The 17,892-nt window shown below is 56.4% G+C and carries 14 protein-coding genes and 1 tRNA gene; 6 read left to right on the forward strand and 9 right to left on the reverse strand.

All coding sequences use genetic code 11. The annotated features are described in order from the left end of the window. The first annotated feature begins 14 nt into the window (after window positions 1–14). From rpoD to ABIE63_RS13630, 3 genes are all read left to right on the forward strand, one after another. Window positions 15–2,081, forward strand: a complete 2,067-nt coding sequence (gene rpoD, locus ABIE63_RS13620; protein ID WP_354505035.1) for an RNA polymerase sigma factor RpoD — start codon at window positions 15–17, stop codon at window positions 2,079–2,081. A 29-nt stretch (window positions 2,082–2,110) separates the two neighbouring features. Then, window positions 2,111–2,998 carry an MBL fold metallo-hydrolase gene (locus ABIE63_RS13625; protein ID WP_354505036.1) on the forward strand — a complete coding sequence of 296 codons (888 nt, stop codon included), beginning with the start codon at window positions 2,111–2,113 and terminating at the stop codon, window positions 2,996–2,998. Window positions 2,999–3,046: 48 nt separating this feature from the next. Further along, a tRNA-Ile gene (locus ABIE63_RS13630) sits at window positions 3,047–3,122 on the forward strand. A 171-nt stretch (window positions 3,123–3,293) separates the two neighbouring features. On the opposite strand, the gene ABIE63_RS13635 is transcribed toward ABIE63_RS13630, so the two are convergent. From ABIE63_RS13635 to ABIE63_RS13665, 7 genes are all read right to left on the reverse strand, one after another. Then, window positions 3,294–4,955 carry a recombinase family protein gene (locus ABIE63_RS13635; protein WP_354505037.1) on the reverse strand — a complete coding sequence of 554 codons (1,662 nt, stop codon included), beginning with the start codon at window positions 4,953–4,955 and terminating at the stop codon, window positions 3,294–3,296. Then, the gene (locus ABIE63_RS13640) at window positions 4,956–5,393 is read right to left on the reverse strand and encodes a DUF2924 domain-containing protein (RefSeq protein ID WP_354505038.1); all 438 of its coding nucleotides are present in this window, start codon (window positions 5,391–5,393) and stop codon (window positions 4,956–4,958) included. Window positions 5,394–5,748: 355 nt separating this feature from the next. Further along, entirely contained in the window at window positions 5,749–7,449 is a 1,701-nt protein-coding gene (locus tag ABIE63_RS13645) for a peptidoglycan-binding domain-containing protein (RefSeq protein WP_354505039.1), read from the reverse strand. A 770-nt stretch (window positions 7,450–8,219) separates the two neighbouring features. After that, on the reverse strand, window positions 8,220–8,747 hold the full coding sequence (locus ABIE63_RS13650; protein WP_354505040.1) for an RT0821/Lpp0805 family surface protein: 528 nt from the start codon (window positions 8,745–8,747) through the stop codon (window positions 8,220–8,222). A 143-nt stretch (window positions 8,748–8,890) separates the two neighbouring features. Further along, window positions 8,891–9,322 (reverse strand): hypothetical protein, encoded by a 432-nt coding sequence (locus ABIE63_RS13655; RefSeq protein ID WP_354505041.1) that lies wholly within the window; start codon window positions 9,320–9,322, stop codon window positions 8,891–8,893. Between the two features lie 15 nt (window positions 9,323–9,337). Then, window positions 9,338–9,655 carry a hypothetical protein gene (locus tag ABIE63_RS13660; RefSeq protein WP_354505042.1) on the reverse strand — a complete coding sequence of 106 codons (318 nt, stop codon included), beginning with the start codon at window positions 9,653–9,655 and terminating at the stop codon, window positions 9,338–9,340. Window positions 9,656–9,765: 110 nt separating this feature from the next. After that, window positions 9,766–9,924 carry a DUF3309 domain-containing protein gene (locus tag ABIE63_RS13665; RefSeq protein WP_354505043.1) on the reverse strand — a complete coding sequence of 53 codons (159 nt, stop codon included), beginning with the start codon at window positions 9,922–9,924 and terminating at the stop codon, window positions 9,766–9,768. Between the two features lie 394 nt (window positions 9,925–10,318). Here ABIE63_RS13665 and ABIE63_RS13670 point away from each other — a divergent pair, with 394 nt between their 5' ends. Then, entirely contained in the window at window positions 10,319–11,494 is a 1,176-nt protein-coding gene (locus ABIE63_RS13670; protein ID WP_354505044.1) for an AI-2E family transporter, read from the forward strand. Window positions 11,495–11,566: 72 nt separating this feature from the next. Here the strand turns inward: ABIE63_RS13670 and ABIE63_RS13675 are convergent, their stop codons facing one another. After that, a complete protein-coding gene (locus tag ABIE63_RS13675) occupies window positions 11,567–11,710 on the reverse strand; it encodes a hypothetical protein (RefSeq protein ID WP_354505045.1) in 144 nt (47 codons plus the stop codon). A gap of 313 nt (window positions 11,711–12,023) precedes the next feature. Here ABIE63_RS13675 and ABIE63_RS13680 point away from each other — a divergent pair, with 313 nt between their 5' ends. After that, window positions 12,024–16,760 carry a chemotaxis protein CheB gene (locus tag ABIE63_RS13680; RefSeq protein WP_354505046.1) on the forward strand — a complete coding sequence of 1,579 codons (4,737 nt, stop codon included), beginning with the start codon at window positions 12,024–12,026 and terminating at the stop codon, window positions 16,758–16,760. 171 nt (window positions 16,761–16,931) lie between these two features. Here ABIE63_RS13680 and ABIE63_RS13685 read toward each other — a convergent pair whose 3' ends face one another. After that, on the reverse strand, window positions 16,932–17,090 hold the full coding sequence (locus ABIE63_RS13685; protein WP_354505047.1) for a hypothetical protein: 159 nt from the start codon (window positions 17,088–17,090) through the stop codon (window positions 16,932–16,934). A 449-nt stretch (window positions 17,091–17,539) separates the two neighbouring features. Between ABIE63_RS13685 and ABIE63_RS13690 the strand changes: the two genes are divergently transcribed. After that, entirely contained in the window at window positions 17,540–17,785 is a 246-nt protein-coding gene (locus ABIE63_RS13690; protein WP_354505048.1) for a YMGG-like glycine zipper-containing protein, read from the forward strand. Window positions 17,786–17,892: the final 107 nt, after the last annotated feature.

Here is a 17,892-nt window from a genome sequence, read left to right on the forward strand (position 1 = left end):
CGGGTTAATTCAGCATGGCAAAGCAGGTAAACGAAAAAGACGCAACCGAGAACCGTGAGGAAGGTGCTGACGGCCCACTGGGCGATGTCACTGCCGCCGCGGTCAAGAAAATGGTGGCGCGCGCGAAGGAACGCGGCTTCATTACCTACGACGAGCTCAATCAGGTTCTGCCTCCGGACCAGGTTTCTTCCGAGCAGATCGAGGACGTTATGTCCCTGTTATCTGAAATGGGCGTGACCGTTATCGAGAGCGAAGACAACGAAGACAGCGAATCCTCCGACAACGAGGAGGAAGCGAGCAGCAGCCGCGCCGGTGGGAACGTAGACGACGAGGATATCGGCCGGACCGACGATCCTGTGCGCATGTACCTGCGCGAGATGGGCTCGGTTGAGCTCTTGTCCCGCGAAGGCGAAATCGCGATTGCCAAGCGTATCGAAGCCGGTCGCGAGAAGATGATCGGCGGAATCTGCGAAAGCCCTCTGACGATCGAAGCCCTGCTGTACTGGCGCGAAGCTCTCCAGAACGGCGACATCCTGCTGCGTGATATCATCGACCTGGATGCCACCTATGGCGCCGGCCCGGATGCGCCGGATGCGAATGCAAACGACAATGACTCGGACGATGCCGAGGATGCGGATGACTCGTCCCTGAGCGCCGAGGAGACTGACGGCGAGGACGAAAGCGCCTCGTCCGGCAACGGCAAGCTCAATGGCGTGCGATCCAAGAGCGACGACGACGATTCCGATTCCGACGATAAGGAAGAGGGCGCCGAAACAAGCGAAGGTGACGACGAAGAAGAGGAAGAGGAAACCAATCTCTCTCTTGCCGCCATGGAAGCGGCACTGCTGCCGCAGGTTGTCGAGAATTTCGATCAGATTTCCGCGACCTACAAGAAGATCTCCAAGGTTCAGGAAAAACGGCTGGACCTCTTGTCCCAGGGCGAGAAGGTGCCGCCGGCAACCGAAAAGCGGTACGAGAAGCTCAAGGACGAGCTGGTTGAGTTAATGGACCAGGTCCATCTAAACAACGCACGTATCGACCAGTTGCTCGAGCAGCTATATGGCATCAACAAGCGTCTGATGAATCTCGAAGGCGAGCTGTTGCGCCATGCCGAGAAGTCAAAGGTCGATCGTGCAGACTTCCTCAAGCACTACTATGGCAAGGAACTCGATCCTAACTGGCTAGAGGAAGTCGCCACCCTGAAAGGGAAGGGCTGGAAGGACTTCGCCACCAACAACCCTGACAAAATCACGTCCATTCGCCATGAGATCGCTATCGTCGCCGCCGAAAGCGGTCTGCCGATTTCCGAGTTCCGCCGGATCGTCAACACGGTGCGAACCGGGGAAAAGGAGGCCAGCAAGGCCAAGACCGAGATGGTCGAGGCCAACCTGCGCCTCGTTATCTCTATCGCCAAGAAATACACGAACCGAGGGCTGCAGTTCCTGGACCTTATTCAGGAAGGCAACATCGGCCTCATGAAGGCGGTCGATAAATTCGAGTATCGCCGTGGCTACAAGTTCTCCACCTATGCGACTTGGTGGATCAGGCAGGCGATAACCCGCTCCATCGCCGATCAGGCACGCACGATCCGTATCCCGGTTCATATGATCGAGACGATCAACAAGCTGGTCCGTACAAGCCGTCAGATGTTGCACGAAATTGGCCGCGAGCCGACGCCCGAGGAATTGGCCGAGCGCCTTGTCATGCCGTTGGAGAAGGTGCGCAAGGTGATGAAGATCGCCAAGGAGCCGATCTCCCTGGAAACGCCGATCGGCGACGAGGAAGATTCACACTTGGGCGATTTCATCGAAGACAAGAACGCTGTCATTCCCTTGGATGCCGCGATCCAATCCAATCTGCGCAACACCACGACCAGGGTGCTTGCGACGCTCACCCCGCGTGAAGAGCGGGTCTTGCGCATGCGCTTTGGTATCGGCATGAACACCGACCACACCCTGGAGGAAGTCGGCCAGCAGTTCTCGGTGACCCGCGAACGTATCCGACAGATCGAGGCCAAGGCCTTGCGCAAGCTGAAGCACCCCAGCCGCAGCCGGAAACTGCGTAGCTTCCTCGACACCTGATCGGTTGGCGTAGGGCGGAAACGGACCCGATGGAACTGACCCTGCTTGGTACTGGCTGTCCTTCCGCCCACCTGGAGCGCTATGGCCCTGCCGCCTTGGTTCGCCATGCGGGGCAGACGATCCTGGTTGACTGTGGATCGGGCGTCACTCAGCGTCTCATCGCCGCCGGCAGCTCGGGCCGGGATGTCGATGCTCTCTTTCTGACTCATCTTCACAGCGACCATATCGTCGATCTTTACCAACTCATCATTTCCTCCTGGCACCAGGGGCGGGAGTGGCCGCAACGTATCTTTGGCCCGCCGGGGACCAAGCGCTACGTCGATGGTCTGATGAAGCTGTGGGAGCCGGAACGAACCTTGCGCATCGCTCACGAGGAAAGAGACTCCACCGAAGGCTTGGAGGTGGAGGTTATTGAACTTTCACCCGGTGACGTTCACCAGTTCGGTCGACTTTCGGTCGAGGTCGTCGAGGTCGACCACAAGCCTGTGCGGCACGCCTTCGGCTTCATCTTCGCCGGCGGCGGACGCCGGTTGGCAATATCGGGCGATACCAGGCGCTGTCAGACACTTATTGATGCGGCACGGGGTGTCGACCTCCTGCTGCACGAGGTATTTATTCATTACGAGTTGCCGGTCATCCCAGGTCTGCGGACGGAGCGGACCGTATCGAACGTTGCCTCCTACCACACGCTTTCCAGCGACGTCGGCAAGATCGCCGGTGAGGCTGGTGTCGGGTGTCTGGTCTTGACCCATTTCGTGCCGCCGTCTTGCGACCGGGATGCTGTTCTCGATCAGGTGAAAGCGGATTTTTCAGGGCCTGTCATTGTGGGCGAAGACCTTATGAGCTTTGACTTACAGGCCGGTGTCCTGTCCTACGGGCAGGCGCGTATGAGCTTTCCGCTGATCACGCGCACTTGACGCTGCCGTCTGCCTGCGCCAAGAAGGCGCAGTTCAATCCCTGGGGAAGGGCCCGTAGTTCAGTGGTCAGAACGCGCCGCTCATAACGGTGTTGTCGCAGGTTCGAATCCTGCCGGGCCCACCACCTTCCCTCCCTGCGAACGCCGTTGTCGTTTGAGTCGCCCGTGAAGCCCAGGAAACTGCGGGATCTGCGCGGATTGCTGTTGGCGCAGAGACGGGATCTCCAGCCGCAAGATCGGTGAAATGGTTAAAATTCTCCGAAGGGCATTTGGCCGTCAACAGCGGGGGAGTTGGTTTAGGCGAGAAGCCTTTCCTGCTCACTCCAATCGAGCGGCAGGTCAATTCGGCGCGTCAAATGCTCGATAGTCAGATCGGGAGCTTGCGAGCCGTCCAGAATCTGTCGGACGAGGTGGGGAGAGAGAAAGGCGAGACGTAGCAGACGGGACGCATGCGATACGTCAATACCCTCGCTCTTTGCAAGCTGCCTTAGTGATGGGGTTTGGCCCGATATGAGGTTGTCCCACCATTGATGAGCCTTGGCCACGGCGTCCAGGAGTTGCCTATCGGCGCTCGCGGAGAGCTGTCGATCAGCGCGTGTGTTGATCCTGTATGTGAGTGTTTGCCCGCGCTTTCTGAGATCGCAGGGCAAATCCACACTGAAAGGATGCTGTGTGCCGGTTTTGAATCCTGTGAATTCTGAAAGCACCAACGGGTTGATCCTAAGGAGGATGGCTAGTTCCGATAGAGTGACGCGTGCCACCAACCTTGGGACCAGCGACAGGCGCCGATGGTGATCCACGAGGGCAGTCTGAAGTTGATCCAAACCGTGGCCAAGTCGCTTCAGGTCGTGCGGGCTGAGGGAGTCTAAACCGAGCGCTCCGGCGACGTCGACGGGGCTGGACAGCCAGGCGATTAACCCTCGTGTTACAGCACGCTCGACCTCAGGAGCAGAGTAGCGCGCGATGCCGTGATTTGGGCTAGTTTTTCCATATTTCTGCTCAATATAGTAGCGATAGCGACGGCTCCCTTTCGTGGCGTGGCTCGCGACGAGCTTTGCTCCGCTTTCGCTGAAAAGGATCCCGGCAAGTAGGCTTGGATGTTTTGCCAGCAGTCGGCTCTTCCCCTGGGTGTTCATCTGCAACTTGGACTGTACAGCATTCCAAAGACCATCATCGACGATCGGGTCATGTTGGCCTTCATGGACGTCACCTTTGTGCGCAATTTTACCTCGATAGAGAGGGTTGGAGAGAAGCCGGTAAAGTTGACCGCGACTGAAAGGCCTGCCGCCTGTCCGCTGTCCATCAGGGTTCTGACGCTGTTTAGTGACGATGCCCGTCCGTTCCAGGGATTGCTTTAGCCGCCACACCGTCCCCTGTTTCAAGTAAGCCTCAAAGATCTGGCGAACGGTGTCAGCTTCAGCCGCGTTGACGACAAGCTTTCTATCCTTGGCGTCATATCCAAGCGGCGGAAGTCCTCCCATCCAGATCCCCTTGGCTTTTGATGCGGCAATCTTATCCCTGATCCTCTCCCCGATCACCTCTCGTTCGAATTGGGCAAAAGATAAGAGAACGTTCAGGGTTAAGCGGCCCATCGACGTCGTGGTGTTGAACTGCTGCGTAACCGAAACGAACGACACCTCGCGCAGTTCGAAGGTTTCGACCAGCTTTGCAAAGTCGGTTAGAGATCTGGTGAGGCGATCGACCTTGTAAACCACAATGACGTCGATCTTTCCTGTTTCGATATCTGCAAGGAGGCGCCTTAGTGCTGGCCGCTCCAGCGTAGCGCCAGACAGCCCGCCATCGTCATAACGATCAGCGAGAGCGGTCCAACCTTCTTGGGTTTGACTTTGAATATAGGCTTCGGCAGCCTCGCGCTGGGCGTCGAGAGAGTTGAAGTCCTGCTCCAATCCGGCCTCGGTTGATTTACGGGTGTAAATGGCGCAGCGGGACCGGGTCATCTATTGGCCTTTCAAGCCGAAGAACCTCGGCCCAGACCAGCGGGTGCCGGTGATCGCGCGGGCGACCTCCGACAGGCTTTCATGTTTCTGCCCCTCCCATAGAAAGCCATCCTCGAGAACAAGGACATCATGGGTGCGCCCCTTCCACAGGCGTAAGAGGCGGGTCCCAGCTTTGATCCGTGCCCGTGGTGCACTCTGTCGTTTGTTGGCTAGAGCCCTCAGTTCGGCCCGCTCTTTGCGCGAGAGCCCGTTTGTTGCTGCAACCTGCTGCGCGTACGCAAGGCCTCTGGCCAATAAGTCTTTGCTAAGGGTGCTCGGAGGGGAGGGAAGGTCGGCACACTGGTTCCAGAGTTCTCTGAGGCCCTGAACGTCTAAATCTTCGACGGCGGACAAACTTAGCTCATCTTTTGGGGTGTGCATCCGCTCCTCCTCAAACATCACAGCAGCACCAGCGATGCACGCTCCCTTTACAGCAGAAGTCCAGTCATTCTTGCTCTGTCGCCCGGTTGTTGGCTCGCATATCCGTCACATGGTGTGCGGTTAGAATCAAAACTCCAAAAGCTGCGCTGTATAGACGCGGCCTATCGGTCGCGATGTGCTCGCAGGGCTAAGGCGAAGCCGCCCACTTGCGGATTGTCCGCAGCCCCAGATTGAACTTCACATAAAACCAGGGTGATGCCGGATGATAGCAGGTGGAAGATGATAGCAAGTGTGAGGTATCTGGTTCATCGGCGAAGATTACCGCGCCCTCATCTCATCCGGCATCAGTTCTTGTGACAGAGTTTATAGTCCATTACTGCTGGGGCGAATCAGCCGAGCTCAGATCTCTGTTGCGATCCTCGACCAAGATCTGTCGAACCCCAAAATCGCCACCAAGATTGGTGAAGGTGAATCCGTCGAAATCATTGCGATAGGTGTTGCTCTTCGTACGGAGCAGAGAGACACCGTCTATACCAGCTTCCATCCGGCCATCGAGGTTGCGCCGCCAGTCGATTTGGTGGACTTTGCCGTCGTTAAGATTCGGGACGTCGGACGCTTCCGCAACGAGTTGCGTTTTTCCGCGAGTCACGCTCAAGAGTCGGAATGCGGGGTAGCCATTGTCTATTGAGTAGGCCAGAAGGTAGCCGTTGCTCACACCATTCTGATAGGGGCCAAAGACGAACCGTCCGTCGTTCGAATTGACGTCGACGCGCATGCGCATGCGGAAGGCATTGTGGATCGGAACCTCAGTCCCGATCTTGGCCTGTGTTGGGCCATTATCTACCTGGCTGCCACGCCCCTCACGTTGGAATGCTTGCTCAAGGACCGAAAACAGCAAATCCTTGCTGGCGTCGCCGGTGCGTTGCGGGATCGTGTTCGGCTGTGCCAAGTTGGTTTTGACATAGGATCGTAGGACTCGCTGGTTATCGACTCTGAAGGTTCCCTGAAAAACGTTCCAAGTTGGATTTTTCGTGTAGTTTCCGTCGGTGAAGTTCTCGGAAAGGACCGGAACATATTCTCGCTTGTTCCCATTCACGGACTCTCCCTGGTCGCCCGTTCCTGAATCCGCCACCACGATGTCCAAGCGATTTAGCAACTGGCGGTCAACTCTGCCGCTCACTTCGTCGCCTGCGTCGACCTGGAATGTGCGTATGGCGTTGCGGGTTGAAGGACCCATCACGCCGTCAGCGGGACCGGCGCTGTAGCCACGTGCGTTCAAAGACTGCTGAACGTCGCGAACGTAACTACTGTAATCCTGTTGTGTCTGCTGGTCCTGGTAACGCAGATTCGCGAGCAGATCGTTGGTCGCTTTGCCCGTGACCTTCAGGTCTGAATCTTCCTGGTAGGCGCGAATCGCGGCGGCGGTTTCCTCATCCATCTCACCGTTAACGACTGAGATTTCATATCCACGCCTACGCAGCTCCGATTGAATGTCGATGATCATTTTTTTCGATGCCACTGTCGATTGAGGCACGGCTTGCTGGGCCTGGTAGCGCAGATTTGCGAGTAGATCATCGCTTGCCTGACCGGTAATCGTCAGGTTTGAGTTATTTTGATAAGCCCGAATTGCGGCGGCGGTTTCCTCATTCATCCGGCCGTTGATGGCCGAAATATCGTAGCCGCGCTCGCGCAAAGCTGACTGAATTTCGACGATCGTCTGCCCCGAAACCGACGTCGATTGAGGCACAGTTTGCTGCGTCATCGACGAGGCACTGATGTGCTCCATTAGACTCTGGCTGGGTTGGCCGGTGACCAGCAGCCCGTTTGCGCGCTGATAAGCCTCGATTGCGGACCGGCTGCGACTTCCCATTAGGCCATCGACCGGTCCTGCATTATAGCCGGCCTGATTGAGCGAATACTGGACGTTCTGGACGACTTGGCTGTAAGCCGCAGCGATCTGGACATAGCCGCTACCGGCTGTTTGTGCAAACGCCGGCGCGCCAGTCGCGGAGTAGGCTAAGAGTGATCCGGCTGTTAAGACGGCAACGAGTGCCGTATGTGATTTTCGTAACATCGTTATCTCCATATTTAAGATTTACGGGGAATCCCTGAGTCGCGGAGCATCTGCTTCGCCTTGAATACTTGCAGGGAATGGTCGTGATTCTGGTTAGCGCCCGGGCTGGTTTCTTGATCCGTAAACACGGGACTTCGATCGATCCGTGGACCAGTCACCCCGGCGATAGTACGGTCGTTGGTCGACGATACCGTCCGCTTGTCGCGTTCTGGCGATTCCTGGCGGTAGGGGCTTGCCGCGTTCTAGATTCTTTGCAATTCCAGGCGGTAATGTTTTCATCTTCCTGGTCCCCGACGTTTCGGGGTAAGTGCGGAAGCTGCGGAGAATCTGATCTGTGTTACCCAATTCATAATCGGACCTTTCGATCCTCCTTCGAGTATTGGTTTCGGCAACATCTTCTTGGTCTAGGTGAATGATTTCTTCCCTAACGGTCCCAACCACGTCTCGGTTCCGACTTCTGACGGTTGCAGTTTCCGCGTCACTTTCTGTCCGGCCACCGGCGTCATAATCGGGGCGGCGGGGCGAGCTTTGAACGCTCTGGGCCACCTGATTGCGAGTTGCGGCAAACGCGATATCGCCGCTATCAGTTGTCTGTGCGATTGCCGGCGCGTCGGTCGCGGAATAGGCTAGAAGCGACCCGGCTGTAATAACGACAGCAAGGGTCGTGAGAGTTATTTTGCGTAGCATCATTTTCTCCAAAATTATCAACCCGTGTCCTGGCCAGAAAGTGGCCGGGAGATGGGTCGGCACATTGCGGCGCTTGTTCTTGCCTAGACGATCTGCCAGTTGCCGTCCGAGCTACGGCATGCGGTGCCGTCAGCGGTCTCGTTCTGGCCGTTGACATTCACTGTCTGCCTGAAGTCGCGGCAGTAGCGGCCGGAGTTGTCGTAGTAGTCGTTCAGGGGCGTGACCGTGCCGTAGTTCCCGGAGTCCGGGTTCCTCCAGGTCGTGATCTGACCGTTTGGTGCGTCCTGCAAACTCTGATGGGTCTGTTCGGCCTGGGTCTTCTTGTCCTGGTCATCAAGGTAGTAGCCGACGCCGCCACCCAGAAGGCCGCCGAGTAGAGCGCCTGCGGCAATACCGGCCCCGCCGGCACCTGCCGCCGCGGCGATAACGCCGCCTCCCACCGCGCCGCCGACGGCGCCGATCTGCGTTTTCTGACCGACCTGGGAACTCTCGCATGCCGACAGGGCAGCGACGAGCACAAGGGCAGAGGCTGCACCAGCTGTTTTATTCCAGATTGTCGAAGTGATCATTTTATCCTCCTGTTGGTGGTTTGATTTGGTTGGCCTATTCATGGCCGACACCGGGTTTGCATCGACTGATTCCAATTGCCGAGGTCGATGTAATTCTTGTCACTCAGGGCAAGTTTCTCGGCTTCTCTACGAACGATCTCTCGGTCGTCCATGTTCTGATCTCAGCGGATTTTCATTTGTAGAAATTAATGGGAGTCCGCTTTTCGATTGGCGCGGCTGGTGGGCTTGGCTCCAGCACTCAGTCCTGCGACCAGCGCTGCCAGCAACATCGCCTCCTTGTGATCTTTAAAGATCTGCGCTGCTGCCAGCAGAGATCCGTCAACGTTAGATTCGGACCTGTGCTGACGGCGGCGAACATTGGTCCATACGATCGCTGAAAAGATACCGGATAGGATGGAAAGGATGCCGGCCAAGATGAGCGAAGTACCGGCAGCTCCCAAGTATGGAAGGGCTGCGAACCAGATCGCCGCGAGGCCAAAACCAACCGCAGCGGCAACAGCGGCGGCGGCAAAGGGAATGAAGAGGGCCGCCATCAATAATCGTCGGGCGCTGTCGCTGCTGCTGTAGGGCACGCCAGCTTGGGCGAGAGCAGCCAGTGATCCGAGCAATGCGTCCATGGGTGCAGCCATCTCTTAACGCGACAGTAATCGGCTCGCGCAGAACCCGACAGCGAACACGACCAGCAGACTGAGCACGGGGCGTGCTTCGATTTGTCGGCCTACGGCTTTTGATGATTGCTGCCCCTTAGCGGCTACCTTCTCGAAGAGTGCCTGCGCCTCGGTGCGGAGTTCTTCAACGGTTTTGCACACTGCTTCGTTGGAGCTGCCAACAGCAATGGCCTTCATCTTCTCGATCAAGGTGGTAAGGTCGCGCGTCAAGGCAGCGAAATCTTCTGTCGCTTGATCGAAATCCTGTGAAATGGCGCTCTCACTTTTGGCGGTTTTCTTCATGATCTTTGGCTCCGATGTTGAATGCGGCTAACAGAAATGCCTGAAGTTTCTCGACCGTCGGGCGCAGCCATCAAAAGCAGGGCTACTGCCGTCTGCGATCTGAGGCGTGGTTAGATGCGGCCCGTCACTACCAGCACGACGAGTATGATCAGGAATACGCCGAGCGCGCCGCTTGGCAGGTAGCCCCAGTTGGCGCTATGCGACCAGTTGGGCAGCACACCCAAAAACATGAGAATGAGGACGATGATCAGGATAGTGCCGAGTGACATGACAAAGCTCCGTGAATTGCCCTGGCCTTGCGCGCAGTTGTTCGAGACTGATTCGCGCGAACCATGACGGTTTGTTGCTATTGGCAGTCACGCTAGGGTGCAACTGGAGGTCGTCATAGACTCGGAAACTACTCAGAGCAGATCCGCCTAACGGGTTATTTGGCAGGTAGCCTGGTGCTAGCCAACCAGCGGCGGCCCGGCGAATAGGTACTTTCCGAGGCTTCTGTTGAGTCGCCGATACGCGCTAAGGACAGAGTGCCAAAATTCCAACACTGAGAATCGCGATAAAAACAAACGGCGGCCGAGCGCGTCCGGTAGGGACGTCAACGCTTATAGACTCGATCGCGAGTTAGGGTCGGCGAGCAATTTCTCGCCTTTCAACCGAGGATCTGATTTGACCAGAATACTTGAACCATCCCCCCCATTGGCTCCCCCGAACGGTGAGCAGGAAACCGTGCTGGTCAGGGAGAAAGTTGTCAGTGAGTTGACGGTGATCAACTTGATGCTTGCGTTGTTGACCGTGTTTGTAGCCGTCTTCATGCTTCGTTGGGCCAGCGCATTTTTCATACCGTTGTTGATTGGCGTGATGATCAGTTATGCGTTATCACCCCTCGTCACCTTCATGCAGAATTGGCGAATTCCACGCGCCATCGGGGCGGCCGTTATAATGATTGGGGTCCTAGGAGGAATTGGTACTCTCACCTATTCACTCAGAGACCAAGCCACTGCTGCAATTCAAAGCTTACCTGCAGCAGCACAAAAGTTTCGCCAAACCCTTCGCATAGAAAGGGGCTTGAACGAAAGTGCAATCGAAAAGGTGCAGAAAGCGACGACTGAGTTGGAGAAGGCGGCAAGCGATTCACCAACTCCGACACCACCGACACCAGCGGGCGTGACACGAGTACAGATTGAAAAGCCCAATATTAACATCCAGGACTATCTTTGGGCCGGAACGCCAGGTGCGCTCGCTTTTGCCGGTCAGGTGCTCATAGTTCTTTTTCTCGCTTACTTTTTGATCGTCTCTGGAGACAGCTTCCGGCGAAAGCTTGTTAGGTTCAGCGGGCCAACCTTTGGGAGGAAAAAAATTACCCTCCAGATGTTGGACAAAATTACTGACCAGATTCAACGTTACATGCTGGTACAGCTGTTCACCTGTTGTATCGTGGGTGTGGCCACCTGGCTCGCGTTTCTCTGGTTAGGGGTTGAGAATGCTGCGGTCTGGGGGGTGGTTGCTGCAATCCTGAATGCCATCCCTTATCTCGGGGCAGCAATCTTTACCATCGGCACCGCGATGGCTGCCTTTCTCCAGTTCGGTACAATTGGCATGGCGTTCCTTGTCTCCGGGATAGCGTTGCTCATCACCAATCTCGAAGGTCTCGTGCTGACGCCTTGGCTTACGGCCCGGTCAAGCCAAATGAACGCGGTGGCGATTTTCGCCGGCGTGCTTTTTTGGGGTTGGTTGTGGGGCGTTTGGGGACTGTTGCTCGGCGTCCCCATCCTGATGGCCATCAAATCAGTCTGCGACCACGTCAAGGATCTGAAATCTGTAGGTGAGCTTCTGGAAAAATAATGAAGAGGCCCAAGGCAACCCAGACTACACACATACGGCTGTACCCATTGGTAAGTATGACTCTCTAGACAATCACTTTGTTTCGATTGAAACGCCGCTCTCGCCGACATTGAGTTCAATGCTCGACGTTTGCGTATCCTGATAATACTGATAGCCAAGCAGACCGACGATGACGGCGATGCCGCCGACGACGGCGTACAGAAGATTGTGGTTCATAGTAGTTGGTTCCCTCATGTTTTCCGCGGCCCTGCCGCTTCGAGCGACCTTCGCTCATCACCAAATTTCCCGCGAGAATTGAAATCAACGGCAAGCGGGTTTAGGTGCAAGGCAACTCTATAGAAGCCAGCTGTACCGGGGCTAGCATCGGAATGTACCTATCTGGCAGGTTCTCAGAGCGTACCGAGCCTACCCCTGGCGGACGCACAGACTGAGCGTCTAGTCGTAGGCGCTAATCTAGCCTATAGTGTGCATGCTTTAGCCCGCTCTGGCCGCCGGCCGGGCCTTTTGGCTGAAGCAGAAACAGGCTTCAATGGCCAGCAGTAAAAGCCGACAGTCCGCTGTCAGGCAAGCCGTGAAGCCGCCGAAGGCCGCCGCCAAGCGCGCCGTGGCGTTACAGCGCGGAAAATTTCCAATTGTTGGCGTGGGAGCTTCGGCGGGCGGACTCGATGCCTTCCGTAAGTTTCTCGTTGCCTTGCCGGCCGATACCGGCATGGCATTTGTCCTGATCCAGCACCTTGATCCTATGCATGAAAGCATGATGGTTGAGTTGCTCGTCAGCCACACGCAGATGACAGTTGTGCAGTCGACGGATGGAATGCTGGTCAAGCCTAATCATGTTTACCTGATGCCGCCGCGCGCCTATCTGGCTGTCCGCGATGGCGCTCTTCACCTGTCTCCGCCGCGCTCGCGGCATGGCACTAGGCTACCTTTCGATTTTTTCCTCAATTCGCTGGCACTTGCTTGCGGAAAAGAAGCAATCTGCGCGGTGCTTTCTGGAACGGGTGCCGACGGCAGCGAGGGAATCAAGGCGATCAAGCTGCAGGGCGGGCTGGTCATTGCCCAAGATCCCGAAGAGGCGGCCTATGATGGCATGCCGCGTAGCGCCATCAAGACCGGTGTAGTAGACCTGATTCTTTCACTAGCCGAAATCCCAGTAGCTTTGAAGCTTCCGAGGCCACTCAGTCGCTCAGCGCAGCGGAAACTGCCTGTGCCTGCAGAATTCGCGCCAGAATTATTGGAGCAGGTTGTTGCGTTGCTGCGTGTCCATAGCCCACAGAACTTCAACCTGTACAAGACCGGCACACTGTTGCGCCGCTTGGCGCGTCGGATGGCGATGAACGGCATCACTGATAGTCGTCGCTATCTTGCATTGCTGCGCAAAGATAAGAATGAGCTCAAACTTCTTGCGAAGGATCTGCTTATTCATGTCACCAGCTTTTTCCGTGATCCAAAAGCATTCGCCTTACTGGAGACGCAGGTTATACCCGACCTGATCGGCGACGTGACGCCCAATCTCCCCCTGCGAATGTGGGTGCCGGGCTGCAGTACCGGCGAGGAACCCTATTCGATTGCCATGATTCTGCTAGAAGCGGCGGCGAATTCCAAGATGAGTAGAAAGGTGTTGGTCTTCGCGTCGGACGTGGACGAGGAGGCGGTAAGCTTTGCCCGAAATGGTCTCTATCCGGAGTCGATTGCAGCGGATATGAACCCAACCCGGCTGGCGCGTTTTTTTACCCGGGAAGCAGAGGGTTACCGTGTTACACCGGAACTGCGCGAAGCGGTGATGTTTACGATCCATGATCTGCTCGCTGATCCGCCGTTCTCGCGTCTTGATCTAATATCCTGCCGTAACCTGCTGATCTATCTGCGGCCCGATATACAGCAGCAAACACTGGCATTATTTCACTTCGGACTGCGCACTGGTGGCGTACTGTTTCTTGGCATTTCAGAGACGGCGGGTGGTCTGGTGCACCGCTTCGAGCCGATTATCGGCGATATGCCGTTTTTCCGGCGGGTCGGCACCAGCCAGCCAAAAGAAGTCCAGTTTCCGACCATAGTCGACCGAGAGCTGCGACCGCCCGGATTGCCGGTTTCGCGCTCCCTCGCGCGTTCCGCCGGATTCGGGGATATGACGCAGCAACGGCTGCTCGAAACCTACGCGCCAGCGTCTGTGCTGATCAATCACGGCCACGAGTGCCTGTTCCACTTCGGCGCAGTTGATCGCTACCTTCGGGTGGCAGCTGGCGATGCCAATCGAGATCTGTTGGCTAAGGCGCGCGACGGCCTGGGTTCCAAGCTCCGCGCGGCGATCACTCAGGTACGTCGTACTGGCGAGCGGATCGTCGCGAGTGGCGCAAAGATGAGACTAGGAGGCGACCGCATTGCCGTCGACATCGCTGTCGAGCCGGTGCTAAGCGGCGAAGAGTCGCTGCTGCTGGTCAGTTTCATTGACCGGCCAAAGCCGGACCGTCCGGTTAGCAAGAAACCGGCGGTGAATGCCGACGTGACGCTGATGCGCCAGCTCGAGGAGGAACTGGACGCCACGCGCCTGGAGTTGCAGACCGCGTTCCATGAACTGGATCTGGCGAACGAGGAATACCAGGCAATCAGCGAAGAAGCCTCGTCGGTCAATGAGGAGTATCAGGCGACCAACGAGGAGCTGGAAACCTCAAAAGAGGAACTGCAGTCGCTGAACCAAGAATTGATCACTCTCAACGCCGCCCTCCAGGAGACGGTGGCGCAGCAGCGTGCCATGGCGAGTGACATGCAAAACATACTCGATAGTAGTGATACAGCGACGTTGTTCCTGGACAAGAAGCTGCACATCCGGTTCTTCACCCCGGCGACAAGATCTGTGCTGCACGTAATCGCTTCTGACGTTGGCCGCCCACTCGCCGACCTTGCTCTGCAGGCCGAAGATGTCGACTTGCCTGACGAAGCAAAGCGCGTGCTGTCGACGGGGCTGCCTCTCAGTAGCGAGGTTCGCGGCAAGGGTGGCATCTGGTATGTCCGTCGCATCTTGCCCTACCGAACTCTCGACGGCCTGATCGGCGGCGTGGTCGTGACCTTCAATGACATCTCCTTGATGAAAGCGGCCTGGCAGGAGGTAGAGACTGCCAGAGCGTACTCCGACAGCATTATCGACACCGTTTCCCAACCGCTAATCGTGCTCGACGACGCGCTTTGCTTGGTGTCAGCCAATCGTTCGTTCTGCCGCGACTTCGATATCGATCCCGATTCTGATGTGGGTCGAACGTTTACCAGCCTGTTCGATCCCTCAACCGTGGCGAGTTTCGTCGAGAGAATAGAAAATGAACTTGGCACGATTGATGATCACGAAGTCAAACTCGATGGGTCGGGGACTGGCGGTCGGACACTTCTGCTGAGCGCTCGGCAATTGCGCGAAAGACCGACGGACAAGCGACGTATACTTGTTGCCATCAATGACGCCACAGAACGCAAACGCGCCGACGAAGCTATTGCCTTGGCCAAGTCGCAAGCCGAGCGAGCCAATCGCGGTAAGTCCCGTTTCCTCGCCGCCGCTAGCCACGACCTGCGTCAGCCTTTGCAGACATTGAGTCTCCTGCAAGGCATCCTGGTGAAGCGGATAAAGGATCCGAGTACCCTGCGCCTGATCGACAGGATCGACCAGACACTGAGAGTCATGTCGGGCATGATGGACACACTGCTCGACATCAACCAGCTTGAAGCTGGCATCGTGCGTCCGGAGGTGGCCGATTTCCCGATTGCCAGCCTGTTCGATCGTATCCAGGCTGATTTTGCCGATCATGCGAAGTCCAAGAAGCTCGGTTGGAGGATGGTGCCAAGCGGCCTATTTGTGCAGAGCGACCCGCGGCTGTTAGAGCAGATGTTGCGCAACCTCTTGTCGAATGCGGTGAAGTACACCAAGCAGGGCAAGATCCTGCTCGGTTGCCGGCGGCGCGGCGAAACACTCCGTATTGAGGTCTGGGACACCGGGATTGGTATTCCAGAAAACCAGCTGCAGATGGTTTTCGAAGAGTTTCATCAGCTCGACAATCCAGCGCGTGATCGGGAACTTGGTCTGGGACTCGGCCTGTCGATCGTGCAGCATCTGGCGAACCTGCTCGGTCATAACATCAGCGTGCACTCGGCGCTCGATTCGGGGTCGGTATTCTCCATCGACGTTCCGCTTGGGCAAATGACGCCGAATGCTTTGTCTGGGAACGCTCAAAAGGCGCCAACGCAAATCGAACCAAAGTTTGGGGAAATACTGATCATCGAAGATGATCCGGCGGTTCGCGAAATGCTGGAATTGCTATTTTCGGAGGAAGGCCATAGTACGGTCGCTGCCAGCGATGGTGATGAAGTGTTCGCGCTCGCTGCGCGCGGAACGCTCAGGCCGGACCTCGTCGTTGCCGACTATAATCTGCCAATGGGCCGGACGGGCTTACAGGTTTCCGCCGCGCTGCGCGCGACACTGCATGAGGCGATCCCGGTCGTCATCCTGACCGGCGATATCTCGTCCGATACGTTGAGCGAAATTGCCAGACAGGGCTGCAACTATGTGCACAAACCGGTTAAGGCAACCGACCTATTGCAGCTCATCCAAAACCTGCTGATGCGGTCCCAATCGAAGGTGGTCGTCGAGAAGAGGGTACGGGCAGCTAGTGTATCGATTGCTAAATCGCATTTGCCTACGGTTTTCGTGGTCGATGACGATACCGCAGTACGCGAAGCCATAGGTGAGTGGCTACGCGAACACGGCCACGTAATGCAGCTCTGTGCTAGCGGAGAGGCGTTCTTGGCTTCCTATCAACCCGACCAGACCGGCTGCCTTGTCGTTGACGCCCGACTGCCGGGAATGGATGGCCTTACGTTGGTCCGTCAGTTGAAGAAAGACGGCATACAACTTCCCGCAATCATGATTACTGGCTACGGCGACATTCCAATGGCTGTCGCAGCAATGAAAGCTGGTGCAGTCGATTTTCTAGAAAAACCGGTACGTCACAGTGAATTACTAACTAGCATTGATCGCGCCTTGGTGCGTGGCTCTTCCTCCAACGATTCCGCACCGAACGCCGAAGCTATCGCGCGAATCGCCGCGCTCACCATCCGTCAACGCCAAGTCATGGATCACATTGCCGCTGGCCACGCCAATAAGGAGATTGCGGCACGGCTCGGCATTAGCCAACGCACGGTTGAGAACCATCGGTCTGTCGTGATGGATAGAACCGGGTCAAAAACTCTCCCCGATTTGATCCGCTTGATCATGCGCGCTGGATGACAGCAGCTTTCCGACCGATTTAAATGTGCCTAAATCGGTTCAAGCTTCGCTTGGCTACCAGCGCAGGTATCTGGCTAGGCCGGTTGCCTGCAGTTCGACCAGGGCAATCTGGGGTCTTTGAACTCGCCAGGATTCAGCCAAGAGCAATAAAGAGCCTGTATAAGGCGGAGATCACGGTTTGATCTTCTCACCTGTATTTTCTATTGCCGACCCCGTTTTCTGTAGATTCTCGCCCGTGTCTTGCTTTGCGCCACGCCATGTGTCGCCGCAGGCGCTGAGCGCCATCGTGAATGACATGAAGAATATCGACAAGATGAGCTTACGAAACATGACCAACCTCTTTTTGTATGTGAAATGACGGTATTGGTATTTGCGACTGCTACCTTACCCACGGCTTTGCCAAGCCCAGTAGCCTCGGAATGTACTCAATCGGTGGGTGCGCGTTTTTTTCACGTGGGCGCCGAAAGACTGAAGGGCTAAACCCAGCAGCAGATCACGAACACCAGGAAATAGCCTTTATGACGGTAGCCTTAGGCGTAGCGATGCGGCTTGCCGTGTGCTGATACCAATCGATATTGCGGTAGCGGAGACTTCCTAGTCGCCGCGGCGAGAATGACCTTGACCAAAATTCAGAACTTTCGCGCCTCCGTCTCTGAGTAGATTCCGTCCCTATCTTGAGTTTCATGGACTCCATAAAGTCGAAAGTAAGAGGTAGAGAATCTCCCATCGATAGCAACGATGACTTTCCTCTCTCACCCTTTTCCATTGGAGTTCAAGTCATGAGAAGAACCACATTAGCTATTGCGTTGTCCGTACCGGTTTTACTATTGGGCGCGTGCGGCAACAGCACATCAGATCGCGCCCTTAGCGGCGGTGGTATCGGCGCTGGGGTAGGCTTGGTTGGTGGTGCCCTTGTTGGTGCCCCGATCGAGGGCGCGTTGATCGGCGCCGCAGTGGGTGCGGGAACAGGTGCGCTTACCGACAAGGACGACATCGATGTAGGAGATCCAGTGTGGAAGGACTAGGTTCAGTCAATCTCACGGAACTCCATTGAGAGTTTGTAAAAGTTAGAGATGAATTAGACGTTACGTCGCCTGGCAGAATATGCCTGACAAGCCTCATGATGGGCTTT

The sequence above is a fragment of the Limibacillus sp. MBR-115 genome (genome assembly GCF_040549425.1).
Taxonomy (GTDB): Bacteria; Pseudomonadota; Alphaproteobacteria; order Kiloniellales; family CECT-8803; genus Limibacillus; species Limibacillus halophilus.

Coding starts and splice junctions, on each gene's coding strand:
- ABIE63_RS13660 (WP_354505042.1), bottom strand. CDS start 9,655: ATGAAGAAAACCGCCAAAAGTGAGAGCGCCATTTCACAGGATTTCGAT.
- ABIE63_RS13645 (WP_354505039.1), bottom strand. CDS start 7,449: ATGTTACGAAAATCACATACGGCACTCGTTGCCGTCTTAACAGCCGGA.
- ABIE63_RS13635 (WP_354505037.1), bottom strand. CDS start 4,955: ATGACCCGGTCCCGCTGCGCCATTTACACCCGTAAATCAACCGAGGCC.
- rpoD (WP_354505035.1), top strand. CDS start 15: ATGGCAAAGCAGGTAAACGAAAAAGACGCAACCGAGAACCGTGAGGAA.
- ABIE63_RS13685 (WP_354505047.1), bottom strand. CDS start 17,090: ATGTTTCGTAAGCTCATCTTGTCGATATTCTTCATGTCATTCACGATG.
- ABIE63_RS13680 (WP_354505046.1), top strand. CDS start 12,024: ATGGCCAGCAGTAAAAGCCGACAGTCCGCTGTCAGGCAAGCCGTGAAG.
- ABIE63_RS13625 (WP_354505036.1), top strand. CDS start 2,111: ATGGAACTGACCCTGCTTGGTACTGGCTGTCCTTCCGCCCACCTGGAG.
- ABIE63_RS13640 (WP_354505038.1), bottom strand. CDS start 5,393: ATGTTTGAGGAGGAGCGGATGCACACCCCAAAAGATGAGCTAAGTTTG.
- ABIE63_RS13665 (WP_354505043.1), bottom strand. CDS start 9,924: ATGTCACTCGGCACTATCCTGATCATCGTCCTCATTCTCATGTTTTTG.
- ABIE63_RS13650 (WP_354505040.1), bottom strand. CDS start 8,747: ATGAATAGGCCAACCAAATCAAACCACCAACAGGAGGATAAAATGATC.
- ABIE63_RS13675 (WP_354505045.1), bottom strand. CDS start 11,710: ATGAACCACAATCTTCTGTACGCCGTCGTCGGCGGCATCGCCGTCATC.
- ABIE63_RS13690 (WP_354505048.1), top strand. CDS start 17,540: ATGAGAAGAACCACATTAGCTATTGCGTTGTCCGTACCGGTTTTACTA.
- ABIE63_RS13655 (WP_354505041.1), bottom strand. CDS start 9,322: ATGGACGCATTGCTCGGATCACTGGCTGCTCTCGCCCAAGCTGGCGTG.